Source organism: Anaerospora sp., assembly GCF_032013335.1.
In the GTDB taxonomy this organism is placed as follows: domain Bacteria; phylum Bacillota; class Negativicutes; order Sporomusales; family DSM-15969; genus Anaerospora.
In genome coordinates, this window is the sequence record NZ_DALZUO010000041.1 from 169 (window position 1) to 24,498 (window position 24,330).

Genomic DNA, 24,330 nt, shown 5'->3' on the forward strand with positions numbered 1-24,330 from the left:
GTGCTACCGGAGCCACTGGCGCTACTGGTGCCACCGGGGCCACTGGCGAAACTGGACCTACTGGGGCTACTGGCGATACCGGTGCTACCGGAGCCACTGGCGCTACTGGTGCCACCGGGGCCACTGGCGAAACTGGTGCCACTGGGGCTACTGGCTCTGGCACAATGATTCCCTTTGCCTCCGGCTCAGTTTTAGCCTTAAACACACTTGCAGATGGCTCAGCCGGAGTCCCTTCACTTCTAGGCTTTGGCAGTTCTAATAGTGGACCAGATAATCTTGGTCCGACTATTGATCTTACAAGCAACGGTGCAACACTCAATTTTGCCTTTTCGCTTTCCAACAGCGGGACAGTAACCTCAATCGCAGCATTCTTTAGCCTCTCTGATCCCTTGACAATCGTAGGAACGACGATAACGATATCCGCACAGCTTTATGAATCGACCACGCTAGATAATATATTTACTCCCCTTGCCGGCAGCACTGTAACATTGGCTCCGGCCTTTACCGGAACACCCGCTACGGGAGATAGCAGCAGTGTCCTTGCAACTGGACTATCGATACCGGTAACAGCAGGTTCCCGCTTGCTAATGGTTATTTCTGCAACAGCTGCAGGAGCTAGCCTTGCAAATTCATTATCAGGCTACGCCAGCGCTGGAATAACCATCGACTAGCCTTCAACTTACAGGCCCGTGTTACTTTCCGAAGAGTAACACGGGCTTTTTCTTCTTTTAAAATATTTCACATCATGGAACAAGAGATCAAAGGCATTTTATGCATTATATAGAATATTTGGAATTGAATTATAAATGTGTACTACTTCTGCTGTACTGAGTTCACGCTCAGTAGTCATTCCAACTTAATCGGGTTAGATCCCAAAAACATAAGGGGGAATCGTATATGAATACCAAGAGACTCGTAGTTGCAGCGTTATCTGTAGTGGTAGCAGGTTCTATGCTGCTAGCAGGCTGCGGACAAAAAGACTCCAAAGCAACGGAAGCTCCAAAAGAGGGTACAAAGCTAAAGTTCCGATTAGCGGAAAGCAACCCGGCTGAACATCCGGTAACGCTGGGAGACAAAAAATTTGCTGAATTAGTCGCAACACGTTCCAACGGGCGTATAAGTATTGATGTTTTCCCCGGCGCACAATTAGGGGAAGAAAAAGCAGTCCTGGAACAGGTGCAATTGGGTGCAATTGAGTTTACACGTGTAAGCGCATCACCACTTGGTGAATTTAATAAACAAATGAGTGTGTTTTCGTTACCATATATTTTTGACAGTGAAGATCACATGTGGAAATTCCTTAAGGGTGAAATGGGCGAAAAAATGCTGAATGATTTACAGCCCTCCAGGATGAAAGGCTTAGCCTACTATACCGCTGGCTCCCGCAGTTTCTATTCACTCAAACCGCTTACCGGAATAGACAGCCTGAAAGGGTTAAAAATCCGCGTTATGCAAAATAAAATAAACATGGAAATGGTTGCAGCCTTAGGCGCAAGTGCAACTCCCATGCCTGCAGGGGAAATTTTCAGTGCTTTGCAGACAGGCGTAATTGATGGAGCAGAAAACAATTATCCTACTTTTGTCGCGCAAAACCACTACCAGTCAGCTAAACATTTTATTTTGGATGCTCATCAGAGAATTCCAGAGGTTTTGCTAATAAGTAAAGTTGCCTGGGATAAACTAGCAGCAGAAGATCAAAAGTTGATTAAACAGGCGGCACTGGATTCTGTCTCATATCAACGGGAAGTTTGGGCTAAGACTGAAAAAGAAGCAGAAGACAAAATCCGGGCAAATGGTGTAACAATTACAGAAGTAAAAGATCTAAAACCATGGCAGGCTGCTGTTAAGCCAGTGATCGAAAAATATGGAACTGACTATAAAGAAGTGCTTGATGGAATTGATAAGGCCCGTAAATAATACAAAAAAACACTGCCGCACGGCAGTGTTTTTTTGTATTCACAAGTTACCTTTTATAAGGGAAGCTTTATGCTCTGAGGAAAGCTAAATATATTATAGGGATCAACCACTTCTTTTATCGCCTGCAGCCTGCGAAGATTTATCCCGAAATACGCCAGTTGATAATTGGGTGTTTGACCGTAGGGAAAGTTAATATACGACCCCCTGGTAATGGAATATATATATTCAAAACCGGCTTCCACCCATTGGCGATGTCGTTCTTCTTCACTGCTCTCTTCCCAGGATGACACAATTGCCATTATATAATCAGACTGTCTACCGGCAAAAGCTGTCTCATCCACCGCAATATCCCGGACAGCACCGCCAAGTGAATACACACGTATTGAAGAGCTTCGGTCTGTAGGCGCTCTGTCTACAATTTCCACAAGGCTTGCCAGTTCATCTTGCGAAAATTTTTCTTCGACAAACCTGCCTGCAGCCTGGAACGCTTCCTGCCTTGGATAAATAGCCCCAATTTTTTTCACAGCTTTAATAAAAGGAATATACTGAAAATTTTCAATGGTTAAGCCTGGTATATCCAGCATCGGCTGAAAAAGATATCTAGCCTCTTCCCGGGTACCATAAAAAAAAGAATTGACCCATGCACCGGTTTTAGTGATTCCACCAAACATACTAATCCGGTAATCCAAATGCGGCAGCCAGTTTTGCCATACCTGTAAGAACTGCTTTCTAGCCGCTTTATTGTCATCCCATCTAAGCTGAATTAATGTAATTTTATCAACTTTTTTCAGTTTAAATTTATATTCAATCACTACACCAAAATTACCGCCGCCAGCTCCTTTTAGTGCCCAGAATAACTCGGCATTACAATCGTCACTTACTGTTAACTGCCTGCCTTCGTAATTGATCAGCGTTGCTTCTAAGAGACTATCGGCAGTTAGCCCCAAATAGCGGGTGGATAATCCAATCCCACCGCCTAAAACCAGACCAGATATGGCAACAGTAGGACATGTCCCCCCTGGAAAAGCAAAACCATATTCATATAGGCATTCATATAACGGCAACAATCTTGTTCCAGCCTGTACATTTACCGTTTCTTCACAAACATCCACTCTTATTTGATTCATAGGCGAAGTATCAATTACCAATTTGCATGTGCCGTTTGAGTATCCCTCGTAGTTATGGCCCCCTGAACGAACTCGCAGCTCTATCCCCTGTGCTCTTGACCAAAGTATTGCATTCGCAACATCATAAGCATCAAAGCAATACACAATAATAGCTGGATACTGTTCAATTGCAATATTGTAATCCTGGCGGGCTTGCTCATATTCGGGGTCCCCTGGAACGATGACTGTCCCGGTCAGCCCTTTACAATCCAATTTATTCACCTGCCTAATATCCTTTTGTGTATAATATGTTAATTAACAATCTCTTGTTACCGAGCAGCTTAGAGTTACATGAATAGTAATCCGTAAAAAAACTCACGACATGGAACCGGAAGGCAAGGGCATTCTTTTACGCATATAGAATAGAAATAAAAGGTGCAAAGAAAACCTGAGGCTATTCTGATAACTGTAGTCAACTCATACTAACTATAAAAAATGAGGTGTCATATGGGTAAAATGAAACTCGCATTGATCGGTTGCGGCTATTTGAACGAGATTGTAGCGAATGCATTAAAATCGGGCTATCTGCCGGATTATGAACTAGTAGGTGTTCTGGGCAGAGACTATGACCGGACCAAAGACTTCGCTGAACGTCACACCTGCAAGGCATGCAGCGATATTAATGAACTCATGTCTTTAAAGCCTGATTTTATAGCAGAGGCTGCCTCTGTAAAGGCCGTACAAAGCTATTGTGAAACAATATTAAAAGGAGGCTCTAACTTTGTCGTCTTATCAATTGGCGCCTTTGCCGACGCTGAATTTTACGAGCGGGTGAAAGCTACCGCCACTCAATATCAGCGCCGCGTATACATCGCCAGCGGAGCAGTTGGTGGATTTGATGTTTTGCGGACAGCTGCATTAATGAGCCCAATTACCGCTTCCATCGCTGCGCAAAAGGCACCGTCTTCACTCAAAAACACTCCGCTTTTCACTGATGATTTGCTGAGCATTACAGAACCGCGGCAAGTATTCAGTGGTACAACCAGTGAAGCAATTTCCCTGCTGCCTACTAAGGTAAATGTTGCAATTGCGACTGCTCTTGCCAGTGCCGGCCCCGAAAATACAGCCATGCATATACAAGCTGTACCAGGCTTTAAAGGTGATGAATATCAGATTGTCATACAAGGCGAAGAAGTGCGGACCGAGCTCAACATTTATTCCCGTACCAGCTCCATTGCCGCCTGGAGCGTAGTAGAAGTTTTGCAAAATGCCGTAGCTCCAATTGTATTCTAGGAGGTTGCATCATATGTTCAAAAAACTAGTTGCCATAGAACCCCTAAATCTGACCCCATCGGCCAAGCTACAGCTCTCCAAATATGCAGAAGAGGTTGCACTTTTTACAGATATTCCGGAAAGTGATGAAGAAATCATTCGACGAATCGGTAATGCAGATGCCGTACTGCTCAGCTATACAAGCCGTATAGAAAAAAAGATACTCGCTGCCTGCCCTACCATTCGCTATATCGGGATGTGCTGCAGCCTTTACGCTGAAGAAAGTGCCAATGTCGATATACGCGCTGCCCGGGAGAAAAACATCACTGTGTCCGGAGTCCGTGATTACGGTGATCAAGGCGTTGTTGAATATATCGCAAGTGAGCTTATTCGTTATCTTCATGGGTTTGGCGGCAAACAGTGGCAGGAAATGCCGGTAGAACTGACCGGCTTACGAATAGGCATAGTCGGATTTGGCACTTCGGGTCAGCTGATTGCTGCCGGACTTCAGGCATTAGGAGCAGACCTGTATTATTTCAGCCGCACCCGTAAGCCAGAGCAGGAAGAAAAACAAATAAAATACCTGCCCTTCAAAGACTTGCTAACTACTGTTGATGTCGTCTGTACCTGCCTTAACAAAAATGTAATCTTATTTAATGACGAACAATTTGAGTGGCTCGGCAATCATAAAATCATGTTTAATACTTCTATCGGCCCCTCTCATACGATCTCCGCTCTCGCAAAATGGCTTGAGCATGGTAATAATGAATTCTTCTGCGACACCGCCGCCGCACTCGGTGATCCTACCGGTAAATTACTTACCAGCCCCCATGTAAATTGCATGCACAAATCCTCGGGGCTCACCAGACAGGCCTATGACCGGCTAAGTGAAAAGGCCTTGCAGAACATCGAAACATTTCTCCAGAAAAAATAACGGATAGGCGTTTATAGATCAAAGCTCCTGGAAACAAGCAACCTCAACCCGGCACCATTATGCCTGGGTTGAGGTTGCTTGCATATCAACTGCTTTTTGCACTGCCTTTTTAATTTCTTCCGCGTCATTCAGTTCGAATACCTGCTGCAGCAGCTTAGCAGCACTTCGCATGTCAATGCGGCGAATTTGCTCTTTCACTTTTGGAATTGAGGCAGCACTCATGCTCAATTCGTCGATTCCCATTGCCGCCAGCAATACCGCAGCTCCCGGATCACCTGCCATTTCACCGCACACGCCGGCCCATATTCCGCTGTTATGAGCCGCGCGAATCACGCCGTCAATCAGGCGCAGCACGGAAGGATGATAATGGCTGTAAAGCTGGCTGACCCTGGCATTGCCGCGGTCAACTGCCAATGTATACTGCACCAGATCATTTGTGCCAATACTGAAAAAATCGCATTCCCGGGCGAGTACCGGAGCCAGAACTGCCGCCGCAGGCGTTTCTACCATGATTCCCAGCGGAACATCGCGGGAAAACGCTTTACCTTCGCGCTCCAGTTCAGACGCAGCCTGCGCAACAAAAACTTTTGCCCGCCTTATCTCATCTGCACTGATAATCATCGGCAGCATGATGGCTGCTTTACCGTAAATTCCGGCCCGTAAGATTGCCTTAAGCTGTGTGAGAAATAAGTCGGGCCGTTCCAGCGATATGCGGATGGCCCGCCATCCCAGAAAAGGATTATCCTCTTCACCGATATTCAGGTAATCAAGCGGCTTATCTCCACCAATATCCATCGTGCGGATAATGCACAGTTCTTGCTTGCACTGCTGGACGACCTGCCGGTAAAGCTCGGTCTGCTCATCCTCACCAGGCGGCAGCTTTTTACCCATAAATAAAAACTCGGTCCGGTACAGCCCTACTCCCTCGCAGCCAAATTCGAGGGCTCTTTTCATATCTTCCGGCACCCCGATATTAGCGGCCAGTTGAATGCGAACACCGTCCAGCGTCACTGCCGGCTCACCTGCCTGTGCCATTTGTACGGCCAACAGCTTCTGTTCACCTTTACTCTTTTCTAAGTAAAAAGACCTCACTTCCGGACTTGGCGCGATTAGGATCTCCCCTTTTTCCCCATCCAAAATAACCTCTATACCATCGATCAACTGCGAAAGATCGTTGACTCCAACAACTGTTGCCAGGCCTTTGGCTTTCGCAATAATTACAGCATGCGATGTGGTACTGCCGTACCCCAGGATGAGTCCCTGAACTGCAGCACTTCCCGGCTCAGCCAACAAAGATGGCTCAATATCCTTTGCGCACAGAATCATGGTTTGCTCCCCATCATTCCCAGTTTCCGCCTTGAACAAAATCCGTGCAACGCGCCGGCCCACATCTAGTACATCTGCCGCCCGTTCCCGCAAATAAAGATCATCTAATGAAGACAGCATGGCCGCATATTGCTCAGCCACTGCCAGCATAGCCTGTGGCGCACCTTCCCCTTCATTCAGCTTTTGCAGCACCGCTTCTTTTAAAGCCGGATCAGCTAGCATCGTCCGGTGAGCCTCCAGAATTGCCGTCTGCTCGGTATTCCCCCTGGCTGCCGCTGTCTCAATCATTCTGCTTAGCTGTTCGTCAGCTTGTTCAAGTGCGGTCAACAGTTTTGCTTTTTCCTGCTCAGGGGTTTCTTGCATATACCCGGCGTAATACCCGGTTAGATCAGTAGATACTCTTTTAATGTTACCAATTACCGTTCCAGCTACAGCGCCAATTCCTTTCAATTTTTCCATCCCGCCACACCTACTCTTCGCCAAACTGACTTTCGATCAGGTCTGTTAATGCGGCAATGCACGCTGCTTCATCTTCGCCTTCGGCAGTAAGTGTAATATCCATTCCACCAATCACTCCCATTGTCATTACCGACAGTACACTTTTTGCGTCTACCGTTTTATTATTGCCGGTAAGAGTGACTTTGCTGCTGAATTTGGCGGCAGTCTGAACAAACTGTGCTGCCGACCGGGCATGCAGCCCCAGGCGGTTGGTCAGTTTCAATGTTTTTTGTGTCATTATTTCACTCCCTCCCGCTGCAAGCAGCAGCTATTTTTTCCGTAATTCCCGCGCTCCTTCAGCCGCTGCCAGCACTTCAGCCAGTGTACTGCCGAGCGATGCCTGTACGACAGCGCTGACAGTCCCCTCCAGGACGGGCGCATCTGCAATCTGGACCCGTGTTTGCAAAGTAACAGGCAATAATTCCAGTGCAGTCTCAGCACTTAAGACTGCACTGCCCAAATCTACGGCAACTACCACTCCTTCGCCAGTGTCTGCAGCTTCAATAGCTGCAGCAATCAACGTGGCATCAGTTCCAATAGTGCCGTTGGCACCTCCGGCAGCAATGATTTTTTGCCCTTTCCGGGACATCTGCGCAGCCATTTCCACAATTCCTTCCGCAGCTTTTGCACTATGAGACACTACTACAATTCCGACCATTTACACCACCCCTTGTTGTGAACGACAAAAGCTGGCTAGTACTGTAAGCATAATAGTTGCTGAAGTAGCTCCAGGATCCTGATGTCCTAAGCTGCGCTCACCAAGATAGCTGGCCCGTCCTTTAGTAGCAATAATTGTTTTGGTGTATTCTACACCTTTCTCAGCAGCAGCAACAGCCAAATCAAGACATTCCAGTACAGATTTACCTGACGCTAAGCCATTATTGAAAGCATCCAGAGCCGGTTCCAGAGCATCCAGCATTGTTTTCTCGCCTTTTGTGGCTTTCCCACGTTCTTTGATTCCCTGAATAGCTGCTGCCAAAGCTGCCGCTGCTCCGGCTCCGTCCATTTCCTGCTTACCGGCAACAACAGCTGCTGCCCTGAGGAAGGCAGTACCATACAAAGGTCCCGAAGCTCCTCCGACAGTAGAGATGAGCGTCATTGCTACCGTCTTCAGTACCAAACCGATATCCGCATCTTCAGGCAGGGTGCGCAGCTTACCCCTTACTGCCTCAAAGCCTCGCGCCATATTAATGCCATGATCGGAATCACCAATGGCCGTATCCAGAGTGGTTAAAAAATCCTTGTTGCTTATAATTGCTTCACCAATAGCGTCCATTGCCGCCACTGTTTTATTGCTCACTATGATTCCTCCTTGTACTGCACGTTGACGCTTCTCCTATCCAGAAGCCATTTCAGCCGCTAAAATTGTACCAGCGCAGGCGTATCTGCCGGCGCTAGCAGCAAATCCTTCAATTCGCTGTCCAATTTTAGAACGGTTATAGAGAATCCTGCCATTTCCAGCGATGTCATGTAATTGCCCACATACGTTTTTACTGTTTTCACACCTTGAGCAGATAAAATTTCTGCGACCTTACGATTGACTATATACAGTTCCATTGTTGGTGTTCCGCCAAGGCCATTTATCAGTACAGCCACTTCATCCCCAGCTGCAAGCGATTGATCTTTCAAAATTTTGTCAAGCAGATGAGCTGCAATTTCATCGGCAGGGCGCAACGCTTCGCGGTGCGTTCCAGGCTCTCCATGAATTCCCATACCAATTTCAATTTCATCCTCAGCCAGAGTAAAGCTTGGTTTCCCCGCTGCAGGTACTGTGCAGGGTGCTAAGGCCATGCCCATTGACCGGATGGAGGAGATTGCTTTTTCTGCCGTGGCTTTTACCTCGGCCAAAGTAGCGCCACTTTCTGCTTTCGCACCGGCGATTTTATGCACTAGAATGGTACCGGCAATTCCACGGCGGCCAATCGTCCAGGTACTGTTTTCCACTGCTACATCATCATTAACGATGACTTTTTCAACCTCAATTCCCTCTGCAGCCGCCATTTCTGCAGCCATATCAAAATTCATGACATCACCAGTATAATTTTTGATGATCAGCAGCACGCCTTTTCCTCCATTAACGGCTTTTACTGCTTCAAAAACCTGATCCGGTGTAGGTGAAGTAAATACCGCACCTGCCACTGCCCCGTCTAGCATTCCTCGCCCAACAAACCCGCCATGTGCTGGTTCATGACCGCTGCCTCCGCCGCTGACTAAACTGACTTTAGCGGTTGGACCGGCAGAGCGTACCACGACATCAAATCCTTCTACTCGCTTCACATATTGCGGATGAGCTTTTACAATTCCCTGCAACATTTCTTCCACTACATGATCCGGATTGTTGATGATTTTTTTCATACATTCTTCCTCCATTCATCTCGTCACTGACCTGGATGCAACAAGGATTATTAGTAGGACAATTCTGTTTATTTAATATAGCAATAATCATGCCAAGCCAGTATGATTGAATTTAGCAGCTCCAGTGTTTAGAATTATTCTTAGAATTGGTAAAAAAGATCAACTTCCCAATATGACCTGATCTTTTTTTCCTATTCTGATCTTTTTTCCCAAACTAAATTTTTCATCAATCCATATTTCCGTGCCTTCGCTGCAACTGTTTTATGGGTTAAGCCTAGTACTTTCGCTGCACGGTTAAAGCTGCCATATCGTACTAGTGCTTTTTCAATAATCTCTTTCTCATAGTCTTCCCAAGGCAAGATACTGTCTTCTTTCATGCAGCTCCCTGAAGCAGCAGACTGCGGTATTTCCCGCAAATAGCCAGGTAAAGAGTCAAGCTCGATATAAGGGCCATCGGACAAGGTCAACATCCGTTCCACTACATTTTCCAATTCCCGTACGTTTCCAGGCCATTGATAATGGCAAAGGGCTTCAAGTGCCTCCTGCCGGAACCCCCGGAAGGGCTTATTCAAGGTTGTGGCTATCCGGTTCAGAAAATATTCTGCTAATAAGGGGATATCCGCCTGGCGTTCCCGCAAGGCGGGAAGGAAAATAGGGATAACATTCAGACGGTAATATAAATCATCGCGGAACATGCCAGCGGCCATCATTTTTTCTAAATCCTGATTGGTTGCAGCAATAATACGAACATCGGCCTGTAGTGTCTCTTCACCACCCAAACGCTGAAATTCTCTTTTTTGCAAAACTCGCAGCAGCTTTACCTGCATGCTTTTTTCCATATCCCCGATTTCATCCAGAAAAATAGTCCCACCGTGAGCCAGTTCAAATTTACCTTGTTTACGCCGGATAGCTCCGGTAAAAGCCCCTCGCTCATGGCCGAACAACTCACTTTCCAATAAAGCAGACGGAATAGCCGCACAATTCACGCGGATAAAAGGGCCATGGGCTCGGGGGCTTCCAAAATGAATCCCCTCAGCAACCAGTTCCTTACCAGTGCCGCTCTCACCTCGGATTAAAACAGTTGCCAGACTTTCCGCCGCTTTTCCTGCAATCGCCAGAGCTTCAACAACGTTCCCGCTTCCACCGATAAACCGGTCAAAAGCCTTAACTGGCTTCCGACTGCGCCGCAGCTCCTGTTTCAAGTATTCCGCTTGTTCGGTCACTTGATGCAATTTATCCATAAACGCTTCTACTTCGAACATATTCTTAATGACGGAAACAACACCGGTAACCTCACCATCCACAATAATCGGTGTAACATTAGCTGCAATTGTTTGTCCATTCGCTTTACGGCTGATATGTCCAAGTACAGGCTGCCCGGTGGCTAAGGCCCTCGCCCGCCCTCCATGCGGCGAGATATGAGATAACAGTTTCCCCTCAACCTCCAACCTTGTCATACCGGTTATGCGTAAATAGGATGGATTAACATAGGTGATAACGCCCATGGCATCAACCACGCAAATTCCATCTTCCACCGTTTCCAGGATGAGATGGAGCCGCTCTTGCAAGTCTTTGACCATTCGCAGCTCGCCCATCGTATTTTCGAGTGATGAAATATCTTCGAAAATGGCGACAGCCCCCTTAGCCTCTCCATCAACAATGATTGGTGTTCGGTTAGTGATCAGCACCGTACTGCCAAAAACCTGCCGGGAGGAGAGTTCGGGAGTCATTGTCCGGTTTACAACATGCAGACGGGTATCCGGGATTACATCTTGCACGGGTCTGCCAATTACCTGGCTTGCTTCCAGCTTCATAATCCGGGCTGCTGCGGGATTAAAAACAACAACCTGATCATACTCATCCGTCACAAGCAAGCCATGTGCCAGACTTTGAAAAATCTGCTCAGCGGCAACCGCTTGATCCTGAAGCATTCTGTCTACACTGCCGAGTGTCACCGCATCGCTTAGCACAAAGTCACTTTCCAAAAATTCCGCCAAAGCCTTAACTGCTGCTTCCTCCTGCTCTCCACCGGCCGAGGAAACCATAACTGTATCACCAGCTCGAATATGCAGCGAAACCAGTGGCAGTAAACTACTGGCAGGAATCTTGTTTCCCCTGTGATCATGGATGTACAAAATTGCCCCAAACCGGCTCTGCAGCTCATTGGCCTTTTGGACCACCATCGCCGCTACTCTGGTGTGCAGACCTTTGTCATGCCGGATAATCGCTTTAAGCATATTTGCGTCCTCCTGTCACTTTTGCTTATTAGTAATCTGGTCTAAATATTCGCTCAATAATACGTATATGTTCGCCAATACTGGTGACAAGCTCCTTCTAGCTAGAGCCAATCGTCTGGCAAGACCAGCAGGTACGTTTACAACAGTATTGGTTTTTATTTACGGCAAATACCAGTATACTTTTTTTCACATTTCCACTATATTAAATAAAAGCAGCTTATGCTGCCTTAATCAGGACTGCATTTCCAAAGGAGGCCTTTATGAATATAACAGGAGAACAAAAATTATTGGCTATACTCGCCCATCTGGCCTATTTGTTAGGAGGACTTGGCTTTATTATTGCTCCATTGGTCATTTTTCTTCTTCGTAAAGAAGATCCCTTTGTCTATCACCATGCCAAACAAGCTTTGGTAGCTCACCTTGCCATTTTGGCAGCTTCCGTAATTACCAGCCTATTATGCATTTTACTAATTGGTTTTTTGCTTGTACCCGTACTGGCACTGCTTTGGCTGCTACTGCTCATTACCTCCATTATCGCTGCCGTAAAATCAGCTGATGGACAGTTTTATGAATATCCGTTAATCCAAAGCCTTGTCCATAAATTGTAAGTAAAAGTTTAGCTAAAACAAAGAGGTCTCAACCTTTATTGAAGGGTTGAGACCTCTTTTATATCTACTTATTCAAGCCAAGTGTTTGTGCTGTTGAAGCATGAATTTTGCTGATAAGCTCTGGGCTCTTCAATAAAGAAACGCCATAGGAAGGAATCATTTCTTTCAACTTTGGCTCCCATTCCGCTAGATGCTGAGGAAAACATTTTTTGATTACTTCCAGCATGACAGACACAGCGGTGGACGCTCCTGGCGAAGCGCCGAGCAAGGCAGCGATCGAGCCATCAGAGGCACTAATAACCTCTGTACCGAATTGCAGCATGCCTTTGCCTGCAGCCGTATTCTTAATAATTTGTACGCGCTGGCCTGCTTCTAGCAGCTCCCAGTCCTCACTTTTGGCATTTGGAACAAAATCCCGTAAATCTGCCATTCGTTCTTCTTTTGATAACATAACCTGCTTAATCAGATACATCGTTAATGAAACATTGTTGACACCTGCTGCCAGCATAGTTACCAAATTATCAGCATTTACTGAGGTTACTAAATCAAACATAGAACCGAATTTCAAAAACTTTGGCGAAAAGCCCGCAAAAGGACCAAAGAATAACGATTCTTTTCCATCGATTAGCCTTGTATCCAAGTGAGGAACAGACATCGGTGGAGCGCCACTCGGAGCTTTGCCGTAAACTTTTGCATGATGCTGCGCTACAATCTCCGGTTTGCGGCACACCAGGAATATCCCGCTTACCGGGAATCCGCCGATCCCCTTGCCTTCAGGAATACCTGATTTCTGCAGCAAATGCAGGCTTCCGCCGCCGCCGCCGATAAATACGAATTTTGCCGAATGACGCTCAACGGCTCCACTATCCACATTGCGCACTTTTAGTTCCCACGAGCCGTCGCTGGTACGTTTAATATCATCAACATTATGCTTAAATTTGACAGCAACGCCTTTGCTTTGCAAGTGATTAAACAGCAGCCGGGTTAGAGCACCAAAGTTAACATCCGTACCGGTTTCATATCTTGTTGCCGCCATAGGTTTATTTGGGGCCCGGTCTTTCATAATAAGTGGAATCCATTCCATTAATTTTGCGCGATCTTCGGAGTATTCCATGCCCGCAAAAAGCGGATTATTGGACAAGGCTTCAAAACGCTTCCTCATGAAGGCTACATTCTCTTCCCCTTGCAGTAAGCTCATATGAGGCAAAGGCACGATAAAATCCCGTGGATTATTTATCAGTCCGCTGTCAATCAAATAAGACCAAAACTGCTTTGAAACCTGAAATTCTTCATTAACTTTGATCGCCTTGCTAATATCCACTGATCCGTCAGGCTGCTCAACGGTGTAATTAATCTCACATAGTGAGGAGTGTCCTGTTCCGGCGTTGTTCCACTCATTCGAACTTTCCTCACCTGGCGTTTCGCGTCTTTCAAACACAGTAATGTCCCAGTCCGGTACCAGCTCTTTTAGCAGTGCTCCCAAAGTGGCACTCATAATTCCGCCGCCAATTAGGATAACGTCCTTTTTCTTCTGTATGCTGCTCATGCATGATCATCCTTACTTCTAAAATTTGCAGGAAGAACACAGGCGTTCCTGCTTAGACGCCGTGGCAATTATTTTGTCGAAAGGACATTATTCTTCTACTTAAAGAGTATCACTATTGTTGCAATATTAAAAATATCTGTTTGCTATTATATAATAGTTGTACGCTATTATCTCATTTATGCTGTTTAATCCCTTCAAATGCATAGGTCACCAATATTTTAATAAAAGCCTCATCTAATTTTTCCCCGGTAACTAATAAACGGTAAAAAAGCGGACCATAGATTAAGTCAATACATATTTCCAGATCTACATCCTGCTTTAGCTCACCCCGCTGCACTCCCCGCTCTAAAATATGCCGGGAATCCAGCCGGCGAGGATTAAAATATCTCAGTCGATATTCCTCTGCCAGCTTACTATCAAATTGGCCCTCTGCGATTAATTCATTGATGACTTTTCCTTCGCGGCTTGTTAGAAACCGGGCCAAGTTCGTAACCTGGATAACAATATCCTCTATAACAGATCCGGTATCCGGGACGGGGAGTCTAGACATGGCAGCAGACAAAAAACCGTCCATCACAACAGCTGCTTTATTAGGCCACCATTTATAAATCGTGGCCTTACTAACCTTAGCCCGTTCAGCAATCTTTTCAACAGTAACAGCACCAAAGCCGGTTTCCAGCAGCAAATCATATGAGGCAGTAAGAATTGCTTTTTCCGTTGCGGCGTTACGAGGACGCCCTTTTTTCTTTTCCAATAAAAGCACCTCACTTTTATTTCTACGTAAACTATACGTTCATTATACTAAATATTTTTCGTACAGAAAACCAAAATATTTCTTTACAATACTAAACGTTCAGTTTATAATCTAATTATTATCAATACTGTACGTTCAGTACCAAAATGCTCAATAGTATGTTGAGCAAATTAAAAATAAGGCAGGGATTGTCCTATGAGAAACGGATTATCAGAAACCAAACGAATTCCCAACTGGATCATGGCGCTATTAGCGTTTTCCTGTGGCATAATTGTTGCTAATCTCTATTATTCGCAGCCTTTAGTTGGCCCTATCAGCATCGCTACCCACCTTCCTTTAGCATCAGCAGGATTAATTGTAACGCTAACACAAATCGGCTATGTAGCGGGCCTATTATTTATTGTGCCGCTCAGTGATCTCATCGAAAATCGGCGCTTAGTTGTCGCTACTTTAGGTATTGTGGTTTGCGCATTAGCTGCTGCAGCTTTTATCCATAGCGGATCACTATTCCTGATCGCAGCCATGTTCATTGGATTAGGTTCCGTAGCAGCCCAAATCCTTGTGCCCTATGCGGCCCACCTGGCGACGGAAGAGCGACGCGGTCAGGCAGTAGGCAATGTAATGAGCGGACTGCTGCTAGGTATCATGCTTGCCCGGCCACTAGCCAGCTTTGTTACTGATCTTTGGGGCTGGCAGGCAGTCTTTATTCTCTCCGCCGTTATTACTGCTCTACTGGCAATAGTGCTGGCTATTGTTCTCCCCAAACGTGCTCCCTCGCCAACTATGAGCTATCGTGATCTCATTCGTTCCCTATGGTCACTTTTTAAGACAAAAGCGATCTTACGCCGCCGTGCTTTTTATCAAGCTTGCTTATTCGGAGCTTTTAGCTTGTTTTGGACGATCATTCCATTATGGCTGTCCAGTCATTTTCTATTGTCACAGCAGGGAATTGCCTTATTCGCACTTGCCGGTGTAGCTGGTGCTATAGCAGCTCCTGTCGCAGGAAGGCTGGCCGACAAGGGCTGGACAAGAAACTTGACAGGTGCAGCCATCATCGTTGCAATACTCTCCTTTCCTATTACCCATATCTTTGAGGATGCTTCACCTATTGCTTTAGCGGTGCTGGTTATTGCCGCTATTGCGTTAGATATGGCGGTATCCGGCAATCTAGTGCTCAGTCAGCGGGCAATCTATTCCCTTGGCAATGAAGTTCGCGGGCGCGTAAATGGTGTATTTATGGCAGTTTTCTTCATCGGAGGGGCCATCGGCTCAGCATTAGGCGGCTGGGCATATGCTTATGGCGGATGGATGCTGGCGTCAATTGTTGGGGTAAGTATGCCAGTTGGAGCGCTATGTTATTATTTCACAGAAAAAAATCATTGAGCCTATAGCCGAAAAGAGTGCGTCTCTAGCAGCTAGCAAAAAAGCCTTGCTTAATCACTTGGATTAAGCAAGGCTTTTTCGCTATTGCCTATAACGGTCGTGAAGGCTTATCCTCTCTTACTTTTTAAGGTTTGCAGGTAGTCGGCCTTCCAGAGCGGACTTACTGGCTCGTGTTTGCTGCTGCTCTTAAATAAATGAGGATACTGCTTCAGCAAAAGTCGCTCCTCACGGTCCAGCTTTCGTAAATGAGCATGAAAAACATTGGACATGAGCTCTGTATCGCGAACCTGCAAGGCAGTGATCAGTGCGCTGTGCTGACTGACAATTTCCTTCAAACTGCTGTTGGTGCCACAGGCCAGCAAACGCATACGCCGGTAGTGCCCCCCTACATTCTGAACGGCTTGCAGGCAAAACAGTTTCTCTGTAACAGTATAAAATACCTGATGAAATTGATCGTCAAGCCATAAAAAGCGGCGGGTATCCACCTCTTTAAGGTCGCAAATCTCCCGCTGCTGGCGCAAAGCTTCATTGAGAAGTGTAATATCTGAGGGAGTATGGCAGGCCATAAACAGTTTCATTACCTCTTCCTCTACTGAAAGACGTAAAAAACGTTCCTGCTCCACACGGGAGAGATCGATTTGCGAAATCATTGTCCCTCGTTGTGGTAATAAGGTCACCAGCCCCTCCTGATCGAGGCGGATAAGCGCATCGCGCACAGGAGAGCGGCCCAGTTCAAACTGCTGGCAGATATCCTTGATACTCAAAACGGTACCTGGCTGCAGATATAGCTCCACAATAGCGCGACGCAGCACAGGATATACCTCTCCATCATGTAAAGCCTGCTCTTTCAGGGATGTCAATTGGTCGTCGTACTGCACATTACAGCTCTCCTTTATAGGGTGGAACATTTACGTGTATGGAATCAAATCATGAGTTGCTAACTGGCCCAATGCCAACAATAAATAACGCTCAAAAATACAAGGAGAATAGGCCATGCCTGCCATGTACTTGGAAAACTGCACTGCCGCCACCTCAGATGCGCCAGCCAGCCCTCGCTTATAGCGTATGCCAAGCACGCTTCTCTCCAGCATACGGCTGCGAGTGTAAATGCCACTATTCTCCTCCTCCAGTGCATGAAAAATCTCATGCAGCACAATACTGTCCACAATGTCATCACTACGAGTAAAGCTATCCAATTCATTGTCGCCAATAAACTGCGCTACCTGTAAGACGGCACTATCATTGACAGTAATTATCCGGGCAGCAGGATCATAAAGCCCCATATACAGATATGGCTCCTGCAATTCCTCTCTGGCATACACAAGGTCTAATTGCAGCTCCCCTGCAAGCTCTCGGGGAGAAAGCGCGCCATATTGTGCCGTAATACGCTGCGCCATATCGTTGGCCGTCAGCACCGCCCCGTCTATCACCGCACAAGCCTCATCACTGCTTAATGCACAGCCGCAAAGATCCTTTTGCAGCAGATACCGGTACCAAACCGTATCGTCACACCCCAGTGCCTGCTGTACGATACGGTCTAACCCATGCTTGCCAGGCCGAGAGAAATCATTACAACTCATTGCGGGCAAGCACCAGAATCAGCTCCGTCTCCGGCCCACAGTCGCCAAGTTCGGCTTCAATCAGTCCGGCAACCTGTATCAGTTCAGGAATACCCGAGTAGTCCAGAAAACGTGACCCGGCTAGAACATAGACATCCGGATTGATGCGCATTTCACTGGAAAAATTGCTGGCACTGTCCCACATCCTCCGAAGCGTAACAGCGGCATCTTTCATCGTACTACGTTCTACAAAACTGTTTGTACGCTGAACTTTGATAAAGCCTTTCTTATCAATAACCCGAACAGGACACTTTCCGTTCTTTTCTGCTGTTACGACAAAGACAAAGCCGTTGGAGGCCTTAATTACCACTGCTTCTTTCTCTACGCCGATGGATTCTGCTGCAATTTGAACAGCTTCCTCTTCAGTGCAGTTCTTCATCAAGTCTGTTGTCTTTATTTCGGTCGAGCCCATGGCAATGGCGGTAACCTTCTGCGCCTGATCATCAATTTCTACATACACTTCAATGCTGTCTTCCAGTGCCCCGCTGTTCATGGCAAGCTCCTTCGCTTCTTTTTTCAACTGGGCAATATCCGCTGCTGTCGGGCTGGGAATTGTTCTCTCCACCATCTCCCGCACCATGGCTAGTGCCACACCAATCGAAGAAATCACCTCAGCGTTTTCGGGAATCCGGTAGGCAAAATCCAGCATTTTAGCCGTAAATGTCAACAGTGAGCCCGCACCGCCTCCGGCACCCACAAGAACAATCTGTTCCCGCTCAAGCTTATATTTAATAATCAGCTCTTCAATAACAGGTATAATCTTCTCGCAGGATTTCGTTAAGATGGCCTTTGCTGTTTCCTCAACCGACAATCCCACCTCTTCAGCTAACAGCTGCATTGCCTTGCAGCTTGACTCGAAGTTGCCGCGCGCGTAGTCATCTTTCTCCAGTATTCCAAGTACATTGGCGGCGCAGGTATTGGTAATGGTAACACTCTCACCGTTGTTAAGCCTGATTGCCACATAATCATCCGGATCATTGGAGCGAGGCTTTATATGATACAGCATTGCTCCGTCGAATAGAGCTGTATCAGTGAAGCAGGCGTAGCCCAGTCCTGCAATATGCGCCGAACGGGGCCCCACATCAAGCACTTCCCCTTTTGTGGCACGCACCATACTGCCTCCGGCTACCCCCAGCACGCGCACGTCAAGGCTGTTCACATAGGTGCGGTGTCCGCCAATGATGGAATAATCAACAGTGGGACGTCCATTTTTGATGACACCAATATTCGTGGAAGTACCACCTACCTCAAAATAAATACCATTTGAAGCTCTGAGATACATTAAAGCTCCAATAACACTGGCTGCAGGTCCGGAAAGCATAGTAAGAATGGGGCGCTTCTTCATCTCATTAATTTCCATAACGCCGCCGTCACCGCGCATAATCATGAGCGGTACAGCTATCCCCGTAGATCGTACACTCTGCTCGGTAGAGTTTGCCGTGTCAAGCATTTTCGGCAAAATAGATGCATTCAACGCCGCAGTGCGGGTACGCGTCGTCAGACCATACAGTTTTGTAATATCCGAGGCCATTGTACTGGGAACCCCCTGCCGTTCGGCTTCTTGTGCCACAAGCTGCTCCTCAACCATATTGTCCACTCCAAAAGCCTTGCTGGCAACAATGACCCGATCTCCCTGGTCAATCATGCCCTTTATCGTATTTTTCACATTTTCAGGAGTCATTTCTTTAATTTTTAGATACGAATGATCAATTTCGATACACTTTCCAGTACCAAGATTGATATTGCCAATCTTGGTCTGCTTTTTGGCAAGAAGCCCCTCCAGCCAGCCTCCCCCCATACCGATTACGCCCACACGGGCAACATCCCCCTCTAAGAGGGCGTTAGTCGCTTGTGTGGTACTGTGTGCAATAAAGATCACTTCCTCCGGCATAATTTCATGCTCGGCTAGACATTTTTGAAATGCTGCAACAACACCGGCAGCTACACCTTGTTCATGATGATGGGTAGTCATAACAGAACCTTTTCCCACAATTTGGTTTGTATTATTGTCAATGGCGACTGCCTTGGTATGAGTACCGCCAACATCAATCCCGATTCGAATTGCCCTGCTCTTCATAAATATTCCTCCTGCTGCCGGTTAAACGTTACCAATCATAACATAAGCAACTATCTCAACAATAATCAGAATAACCCATGCCCAGGGCAGGTTTGTTTTAATATATTGCTTCGGTTCCAGTTTTGCATAGCTCAGACCCCACATCGTCCAGGATTGAGTCGGACAGGCTCCTGCCACAATCGCAACGGGTGGAATGAGAAATAATGCAAATAAGAACATCTCGCTGAAAACGCCCATTGCCTGAAGGATGGATACCAGCGCAATACCAGAGCCCCAAATCATCAGCGGACCACGGAATAGTGCAAGTGGCGCGAGAGCGCAAATGGCAATCAGAAGTACGACAGGTGTAGTGGGAATAACACCGCCAAGCATATTTTGCAGGATAGGAGAAACCTGTTTTGCAGCTGCTTGAAAAATATTTACACTATACAGCATACCAATTAAAAGTCCGCTGTCGGCAATGCCATCATAGAGAGTCTTCTGAATTTTTTCCACTGCCAGACTATAGGATCCCATATTGCCTGTCAAAAGTAAGCCCAGAAAGATGCCCAAAAGAAACGAAGGGATCGGCTGCCATTTGAAGAATGAAACCATAATAATGGGTAAAAACGGCACAAGCATACAATCCCAGCGTAGATTTTTACTTACTTTCCCCTCCGGAGCAGGACTTGCAGCCCACGCACGGGCTCTGCCTCCTTTTTGCGCACGGGAATAGTTATACAGAATAAAGGCTACCATTACGGCAACGTGCACAATTGTGGCAATAACAGCAAACTGAATGTACTGATCATTGTATTTTACGTTTTTAAATACGGCAAAAAATTGGCTCACATAAGCGATATTCAAATACATTCCGCCCGAAACCGCTAACAAATACGCACCCAATGCGGTTTTCTTATCAATGCCAAGGGAAAACAGGATGGGCAGTACAATCATGCCAATTGCCATAACGGACCCTACACCAAATGCACTGGTAAAGATTAAGGCACAGACAATACTTAACAACAGAGTAGTAATCAACGGCTTATCTCCGGCTAATTCAACGGTCTTTTTGATGATATAGCCTGCAATTCCGGTATCTACAAGCATACGTCCGAACCAAGCGCCAAACACAATAATTGCAATTGTTTTACCATAATTCTCTACCGATGTTTGGAAAATATCAGTTACTACGATATGAAGAGGCACCCAGCCGATTATGCACCAAAGGATAGAAGTTGCGATAAAGCCAACAAGCAGATTCCCGCCTTTCATACAATAGACAATCAGGCCAATAAATGTAACAAGCAGTAACATACCAGAAATCATGTCAATCACAGCTTTGTTCCTCCTTTTGATTTCCCAACAGTTCCAATTGCTAAGGACGCCCTAAGCACTCCCTCCTTGACGGGCGCTACCCTTCAGTAAATTAAGTGGTTACCAGCTACTTACACTAATATATTAGTGTAATATATCAAATAGTACGGCACTAACTTACTGACTAATAAAAACGTGTCCTTTTCTTAGTTCAAACGCTACCGCATTTGGGCCGAGGAAAGCATTATAATGAAAAAAACTCCAGCGAATGCCGGAGTTTTTTTTCATTATATGTCAGTTAAGAACCAATCACTACAGCGGTGCTTTCTCGCAGTAAAGGCAGAGCAATAGAGAAAATACTGCCTCGGCCTACTTCGCTCTCTACCCAGATACGCCCACCGTGCATATCTACAATTTCTTTGGCTATGGCTAATCCCAGTCCGGTACTGCTACCGACACTATGAACAATTGCGCCCCTGCCGGCATAGAACCGGTCAAAGATTTTCTCCAGTTCCTCCACCGAAATGCCAACTCCGGTATCCTGCACTGAAAAAACAACTTCATCTCCGGCGATATCAAGCCTGGCGGATACGGTAATGCTTCCTCCGGCAGGAGTATACTTCATAGCGTTATAGATTAAATTGGCGAACACCTGCTCCAGGCGGAACCGATCGATTTTTATGGTTTTATCCAGTACTTCAGCCGGCACCTTAAAGAGCAGGTTTACGTTCAGATTAGCCGTATCGGACTGGTAAGAATCCAAGATAGATTTTAGAAAATGACCTACAAAAATTGTCTTCCACTCCACTGTCATCATCCGCGATTCCAATGTGCACAGCGTAAAAAAATCCTCAATCAGAGTATTGAGCAGTAATGTTTTATTATGTATCACCTGCAGCGCCTTTTCCTGCTGTTTAGGCTCATGAGCAACGCCGTCTAAAATGGCTTCTACATAACCCCGGATCATCATTACCGGTGTGCGAAGGTCATGGGCTATATTACTGACTAGATGCTGTCGCGCTTTTTCCATACAAGCCAGCTTTTCGTTCTGCTGCTGCAAAAGGAGAGTTGTGGCCTGAAGCTCGCCGGTCCGCTCCATGATCTGCCTTTCCAGGCTTTCATTGTTTGTATTAATCTTTGTGTTAAGCAAGTTTAACTCTTCATTTTTGCGTGAAATCAGTAAAGCATCCTCTTCCTTTTGTTGATACAGCCGCCGAATTCGCTGCAACAGGATAAAGGCCTGACAGCTAAGGTCTACCAACTGCCCCGATACCCCTATAGAGATAGGCATGGCCAATAAGCCCAGTGAGCGGAGCGCATCGGCAGTTAATGCCACTGCCCAGGCACCGATTCCTGCTGCATATATGCGGGCTTCCTCATTCTTACGCAATTGTCCCCAAAACACATAAACCAGCAGAATAATATTCAGGAATAACGTGATTAACGCCATCTTTACTAAAAAAACGCTTTTTCCTGGATCTAAGGTCACCTGCAGCATTCCGCCTGCAGCACTTATAAAAAGCAAATATCGAATTCTACGAACTAATTTTACGTGTCGCTCCTGAACGATCGATTCTAAAAACCAGATTAAAAATCCCTGCCCAAATAAGGCACCTGCTATCGTCACAAACATTAAAATCTGTGATGATTTAATCAGCGTTTGAATGTTAAAAATCCCGCTCATACCTACCAGACTGTTACAAACGGCACCACCGGCAAAAGCGTAGTAGCTTTTTAGGCCCTTATTGCGCAAGGCCATGATAAAAGCAACTCCACCGCTGAATAAACCAAGAAAAACTGCACCTGTCCGGAAAAAGTCCAGCCTGGTGCGACTTTCCGTAATCTCTATCATACCGCCAAACCGCGGCATGGCTCCCAGGCCAATAATCGGTCCATTGGAGTGAATCCTGAGATAAATATCTTTGCCGGCTGCTTTGTCCGGCAATTCAATTAAATGCATAGGAAACCAGGGGTTATACGCCGTTCCTTCCGGTACAGGGATTTCTCCGCTCTGATAAATCCGCTTCCCATCCATCCAGCACTCAATGTGATGGTTGACTGTTGCCAAAAACAAAATTGGCTTGGCATATTCCACTGACGGCAATATACCATGCAGCCATAGTACACTCTTGCCATCCCAGCCAGGAGGCTGTCCGGGAAACTTTGTCTCCTGCCATAATCCCTTCTCCCTCGGCTCCACTGCCCACTCAGGCCGCCCATCTGCCATTACCGGTGAATCACCCCAGCGGTAATGCCAGCCATCATGGATGTACAATTCCGCCTGCTTCCCACTGATCCAAACCACAGCTACAACAGTAATTGTTATGATAATCAGTATAATAGCAATAAAAAAGCTATAGGCACCCTTAAAATTACCTTGCTGCAAGCTGCTCTCGCTTTCCCGACAAAGACCTTCCCGGCCCCCGCCGCGCCCAAATGCTGTTAAACTGATAGCCCGTCCCCCAGGCCGTCAGAATATAGGCAGGTTGAGTGGAGTTATTTTCAATTTTTTTACGCAGGTTGCTGACATGGACGACAACTGTTCGGACATCTTCATTTACGTTTACCGACCATACTTTGCGAAAAATATCTTCTGCACTGAAAATAATCCCCGGATTCTGCGCCAATAGAAGCAGAATATCAAATTCCGTCCCTGATAGCTTGATTGGCTGCCGGTTATGCCACACATTGCGGCTGGTAATATCAATACACAAACTGCCAAACTGTAATATTTCATGCGCTATTTCTGCTTTTGCCCTCCGCCTAAGATGGGCTTTCACGCGAGCCACCAGTTCACGAAGACCAAAGGGCTTCACAATATAATCATCTCCACCGATTCCCAGCGCAATGACTTTATCACTTTCTTCGCCTTTGCAGCTCATGAAAAGAATTGGGCTATCTACAATCTGGCGCAGCTGGGCACAAACTTCCACTCCGCTTAGATCGGGCAGTAGATTATCCAGCAATATCAGGTCAGGCTGGTGTTGTACTGCAGCCTGAATCGCACTGACCCCATCATGTACATATATTGCGCGATAGCCTTCTTTCGTCAGGTACATGCTGACTAGTTCACATATTTCGAGTTCATCGTCCACAATTAAGATAACGGTGTCCGCCATCTTGCCACCCCTAAAAATCAAAGTAAATTTTAAATAGTCTTTTGCAGATAGTTCGACATTTAAGTCTAAAAAATCCTGCTGCTATATTACCTCCAAAGAAGGTACCAAGACCTGCCTGCATCCGTAATAAAACCAGAAGTACCGCTATTATTAGGCGTTTATGGCCAAATATACTTAGACAGCGGTTAACATTATGTAAATTTAGTCATTTATAAAGATTTATAAAGATATATCAATTTTCTCTTAATATTTCCTTGTCAATCTTTAGTTGTAACGAATAATT

21 protein-coding genes are annotated in these 24,330 nt (G+C 46.2%); 6 read left to right on the forward strand and 15 right to left on the reverse strand.

Features of this window, described 5'->3' with window-relative positions; all coding sequences use genetic code 11:
* On the forward strand, positions 1-671 hold a 671-nt coding region (locus RTR76_RS19955; protein ID WP_312524281.1), incomplete at its 5' end, for an exosporium glycoprotein BclB-related protein.
* Positions 672-897: 226 nt separating this feature from the next.
* Positions 898-1,917, forward strand: coding sequence for a TRAP transporter substrate-binding protein (locus tag RTR76_RS19960; protein ID WP_312524283.1), 1,020 nt, complete (start codon positions 898-900; stop codon positions 1,915-1,917).
* A 53-nt stretch (positions 1,918-1,970) separates the two neighbouring features.
* Here the strand turns inward: RTR76_RS19960 and RTR76_RS19965 are convergent, their stop codons facing one another.
* The gene (locus RTR76_RS19965; RefSeq protein WP_312524284.1) at positions 1,971-3,305 is read right to left on the reverse strand and encodes an FAD-binding oxidoreductase; all 1,335 of its coding nucleotides are present in this window, start codon (positions 3,303-3,305) and stop codon (positions 1,971-1,973) included.
* A gap of 225 nt (positions 3,306-3,530) precedes the next feature.
* On the opposite strand from RTR76_RS19965, the gene RTR76_RS19970 reads away from it, so the two are divergent.
* Entirely contained in the window at positions 3,531-4,316 is a 786-nt protein-coding gene (locus tag RTR76_RS19970; protein ID WP_312524286.1) for an aspartate dehydrogenase domain-containing protein, read from the forward strand.
* A gap of 13 nt (positions 4,317-4,329) precedes the next feature.
* Positions 4,330-5,229, forward strand: coding sequence for a D-isomer specific 2-hydroxyacid dehydrogenase family protein (locus tag RTR76_RS19975; protein ID WP_312524288.1), 900 nt, complete (start codon positions 4,330-4,332; stop codon positions 5,227-5,229).
* 57 nt (positions 5,230-5,286) lie between these two features.
* Here the strand turns inward: RTR76_RS19975 and ptsP are convergent, their stop codons facing one another.
* The 6 genes from ptsP to RTR76_RS20005 form a co-directional block, all read right to left on the reverse strand.
* Positions 5,287-7,014 (reverse strand): phosphoenolpyruvate--protein phosphotransferase, encoded by a 1,728-nt coding sequence (ptsP, locus tag RTR76_RS19980; RefSeq protein ID WP_312524290.1) that lies wholly within the window; start codon positions 7,012-7,014, stop codon positions 5,287-5,289.
* Positions 7,015-7,024: 10 nt separating this feature from the next.
* Positions 7,025-7,291, reverse strand: a complete 267-nt coding sequence (locus tag RTR76_RS19985) for an HPr family phosphocarrier protein (protein ID WP_312524292.1) — start codon at positions 7,289-7,291, stop codon at positions 7,025-7,027.
* A gap of 30 nt (positions 7,292-7,321) precedes the next feature.
* A complete protein-coding gene (gene dhaM / locus RTR76_RS19990; protein WP_312524294.1) occupies positions 7,322-7,711 on the reverse strand; it encodes a dihydroxyacetone kinase phosphoryl donor subunit DhaM in 390 nt (129 codons plus the stop codon).
* Entirely contained in the window at positions 7,712-8,353 is a 642-nt protein-coding gene (gene dhaL, locus RTR76_RS19995) for a dihydroxyacetone kinase subunit DhaL (protein WP_396145586.1), read from the reverse strand.
* Between the two features lie 59 nt (positions 8,354-8,412).
* Positions 8,413-9,408 carry a dihydroxyacetone kinase subunit DhaK gene (gene dhaK / locus RTR76_RS20000; protein WP_312524296.1) on the reverse strand — a complete coding sequence of 332 codons (996 nt, stop codon included), beginning with the start codon at positions 9,406-9,408 and terminating at the stop codon, positions 8,413-8,415.
* Between the two features lie 191 nt (positions 9,409-9,599).
* Positions 9,600-11,645, reverse strand: coding sequence for a sigma 54-interacting transcriptional regulator (locus RTR76_RS20005; protein ID WP_312524298.1), 2,046 nt, complete (start codon positions 11,643-11,645; stop codon positions 9,600-9,602).
* Positions 11,646-11,905: 260 nt separating this feature from the next.
* Between RTR76_RS20005 and RTR76_RS20010 the strand changes: the two genes are divergently transcribed.
* Positions 11,906-12,253: a DUF4870 domain-containing protein gene (locus tag RTR76_RS20010; protein WP_312524300.1), complete on the forward strand. Its 348-nt coding sequence runs from the start codon at positions 11,906-11,908 to the stop codon at positions 12,251-12,253.
* A gap of 64 nt (positions 12,254-12,317) precedes the next feature.
* Here RTR76_RS20010 and RTR76_RS20015 read toward each other — a convergent pair whose 3' ends face one another.
* Both RTR76_RS20015 and RTR76_RS20020 read right to left on the reverse strand, forming a co-directional pair.
* Complete coding sequence (locus RTR76_RS20015; RefSeq protein ID WP_312524301.1) at positions 12,318-13,799, reverse strand: malate:quinone oxidoreductase; 1,482 nt, start codon at positions 13,797-13,799, stop codon at positions 12,318-12,320.
* A 172-nt stretch (positions 13,800-13,971) separates the two neighbouring features.
* Positions 13,972-14,553, reverse strand: coding sequence for a TetR/AcrR family transcriptional regulator (locus RTR76_RS20020; protein WP_312524303.1), 582 nt, complete (start codon positions 14,551-14,553; stop codon positions 13,972-13,974).
* 195 nt (positions 14,554-14,748) lie between these two features.
* Between RTR76_RS20020 and RTR76_RS20025 the strand changes: the two genes are divergently transcribed.
* A complete protein-coding gene (locus RTR76_RS20025; protein ID WP_312524305.1) occupies positions 14,749-15,936 on the forward strand; it encodes an MFS transporter in 1,188 nt (395 codons plus the stop codon).
* A 107-nt stretch (positions 15,937-16,043) separates the two neighbouring features.
* On the opposite strand, the gene RTR76_RS20030 is transcribed toward RTR76_RS20025, so the two are convergent.
* From RTR76_RS20030 to RTR76_RS20055, 6 genes are all read right to left on the reverse strand, one after another.
* Positions 16,044-16,814, reverse strand: a complete 771-nt coding sequence (locus RTR76_RS20030; protein ID WP_312524307.1) for a GntR family transcriptional regulator — start codon at positions 16,812-16,814, stop codon at positions 16,044-16,046.
* Between the two features lie 30 nt (positions 16,815-16,844).
* On the reverse strand, positions 16,845-17,516 hold the full coding sequence (locus RTR76_RS20035; RefSeq protein ID WP_312524309.1) for a hypothetical protein: 672 nt from the start codon (positions 17,514-17,516) through the stop codon (positions 16,845-16,847).
* Complete coding sequence (locus RTR76_RS20040; RefSeq protein WP_312524310.1) at positions 17,506-19,632, reverse strand: hydantoinase/oxoprolinase family protein; 2,127 nt, start codon at positions 19,630-19,632, stop codon at positions 17,506-17,508. The genes RTR76_RS20035 and RTR76_RS20040 overlap by 11 nt, the downstream gene beginning before the upstream one ends.
* A gap of 21 nt (positions 19,633-19,653) precedes the next feature.
* Positions 19,654-20,940 carry a citrate transporter gene (locus tag RTR76_RS20045; RefSeq protein WP_396145592.1) on the reverse strand — a complete coding sequence of 429 codons (1,287 nt, stop codon included), beginning with the start codon at positions 20,938-20,940 and terminating at the stop codon, positions 19,654-19,656.
* 286 nt (positions 20,941-21,226) lie between these two features.
* A complete protein-coding gene (locus RTR76_RS20050) occupies positions 21,227-23,314 on the reverse strand; it encodes an ATP-binding protein (RefSeq protein ID WP_312524312.1) in 2,088 nt (695 codons plus the stop codon).
* Positions 23,301-24,047, reverse strand: coding sequence for a response regulator transcription factor (locus tag RTR76_RS20055; protein WP_312524313.1), 747 nt, complete (start codon positions 24,045-24,047; stop codon positions 23,301-23,303). The genes RTR76_RS20050 and RTR76_RS20055 overlap by 14 nt, the downstream gene beginning before the upstream one ends.
* Positions 24,048-24,330 lie beyond the last annotated feature (283 nt).

Coding starts and splice junctions, on each gene's coding strand:
- RTR76_RS19960 (WP_312524283.1), top strand. CDS start 898: ATGAATACCAAGAGACTCGTAGTTGCAGCGTTATCTGTAGTGGTAGCA.
- RTR76_RS19970 (WP_312524286.1), top strand. CDS start 3,531: ATGGGTAAAATGAAACTCGCATTGATCGGTTGCGGCTATTTGAACGAG.
- RTR76_RS19975 (WP_312524288.1), top strand. CDS start 4,330: ATGTTCAAAAAACTAGTTGCCATAGAACCCCTAAATCTGACCCCATCG.
- ptsP (WP_312524290.1), bottom strand. CDS start 7,014: ATGGAAAAATTGAAAGGAATTGGCGCTGTAGCTGGAACGGTAATTGGT.
- RTR76_RS19985 (WP_312524292.1), bottom strand. CDS start 7,291: ATGACACAAAAAACATTGAAACTGACCAACCGCCTGGGGCTGCATGCC.
- dhaM (WP_312524294.1), bottom strand. CDS start 7,711: ATGGTCGGAATTGTAGTAGTGTCTCATAGTGCAAAAGCTGCGGAAGGA.
- dhaK (WP_312524296.1), bottom strand. CDS start 9,408: ATGAAAAAAATCATCAACAATCCGGATCATGTAGTGGAAGAAATGTTG.
- RTR76_RS20005 (WP_312524298.1), bottom strand. CDS start 11,645: ATGCTTAAAGCGATTATCCGGCATGACAAAGGTCTGCACACCAGAGTA.
- RTR76_RS20010 (WP_312524300.1), top strand. CDS start 11,906: ATGAATATAACAGGAGAACAAAAATTATTGGCTATACTCGCCCATCTG.
- RTR76_RS20015 (WP_312524301.1), bottom strand. CDS start 13,799: ATGAGCAGCATACAGAAGAAAAAGGACGTTATCCTAATTGGCGGCGGA.
- RTR76_RS20025 (WP_312524305.1), top strand. CDS start 14,749: ATGAGAAACGGATTATCAGAAACCAAACGAATTCCCAACTGGATCATG.
- RTR76_RS20035 (WP_312524309.1), bottom strand. CDS start 17,516: ATGAGTTGTAATGATTTCTCTCGGCCTGGCAAGCATGGGTTAGACCGT.
- RTR76_RS20040 (WP_312524310.1), bottom strand. CDS start 19,632: ATGAAGAGCAGGGCAATTCGAATCGGGATTGATGTTGGCGGTACTCAT.
- RTR76_RS20045 (WP_396145592.1), bottom strand. CDS start 20,940: ATGATTTCTGGTATGTTACTGCTTGTTACATTTATTGGCCTGATTGTC.
- RTR76_RS20055 (WP_312524313.1), bottom strand. CDS start 24,047: ATGGCGGACACCGTTATCTTAATTGTGGACGATGAACTCGAAATATGT.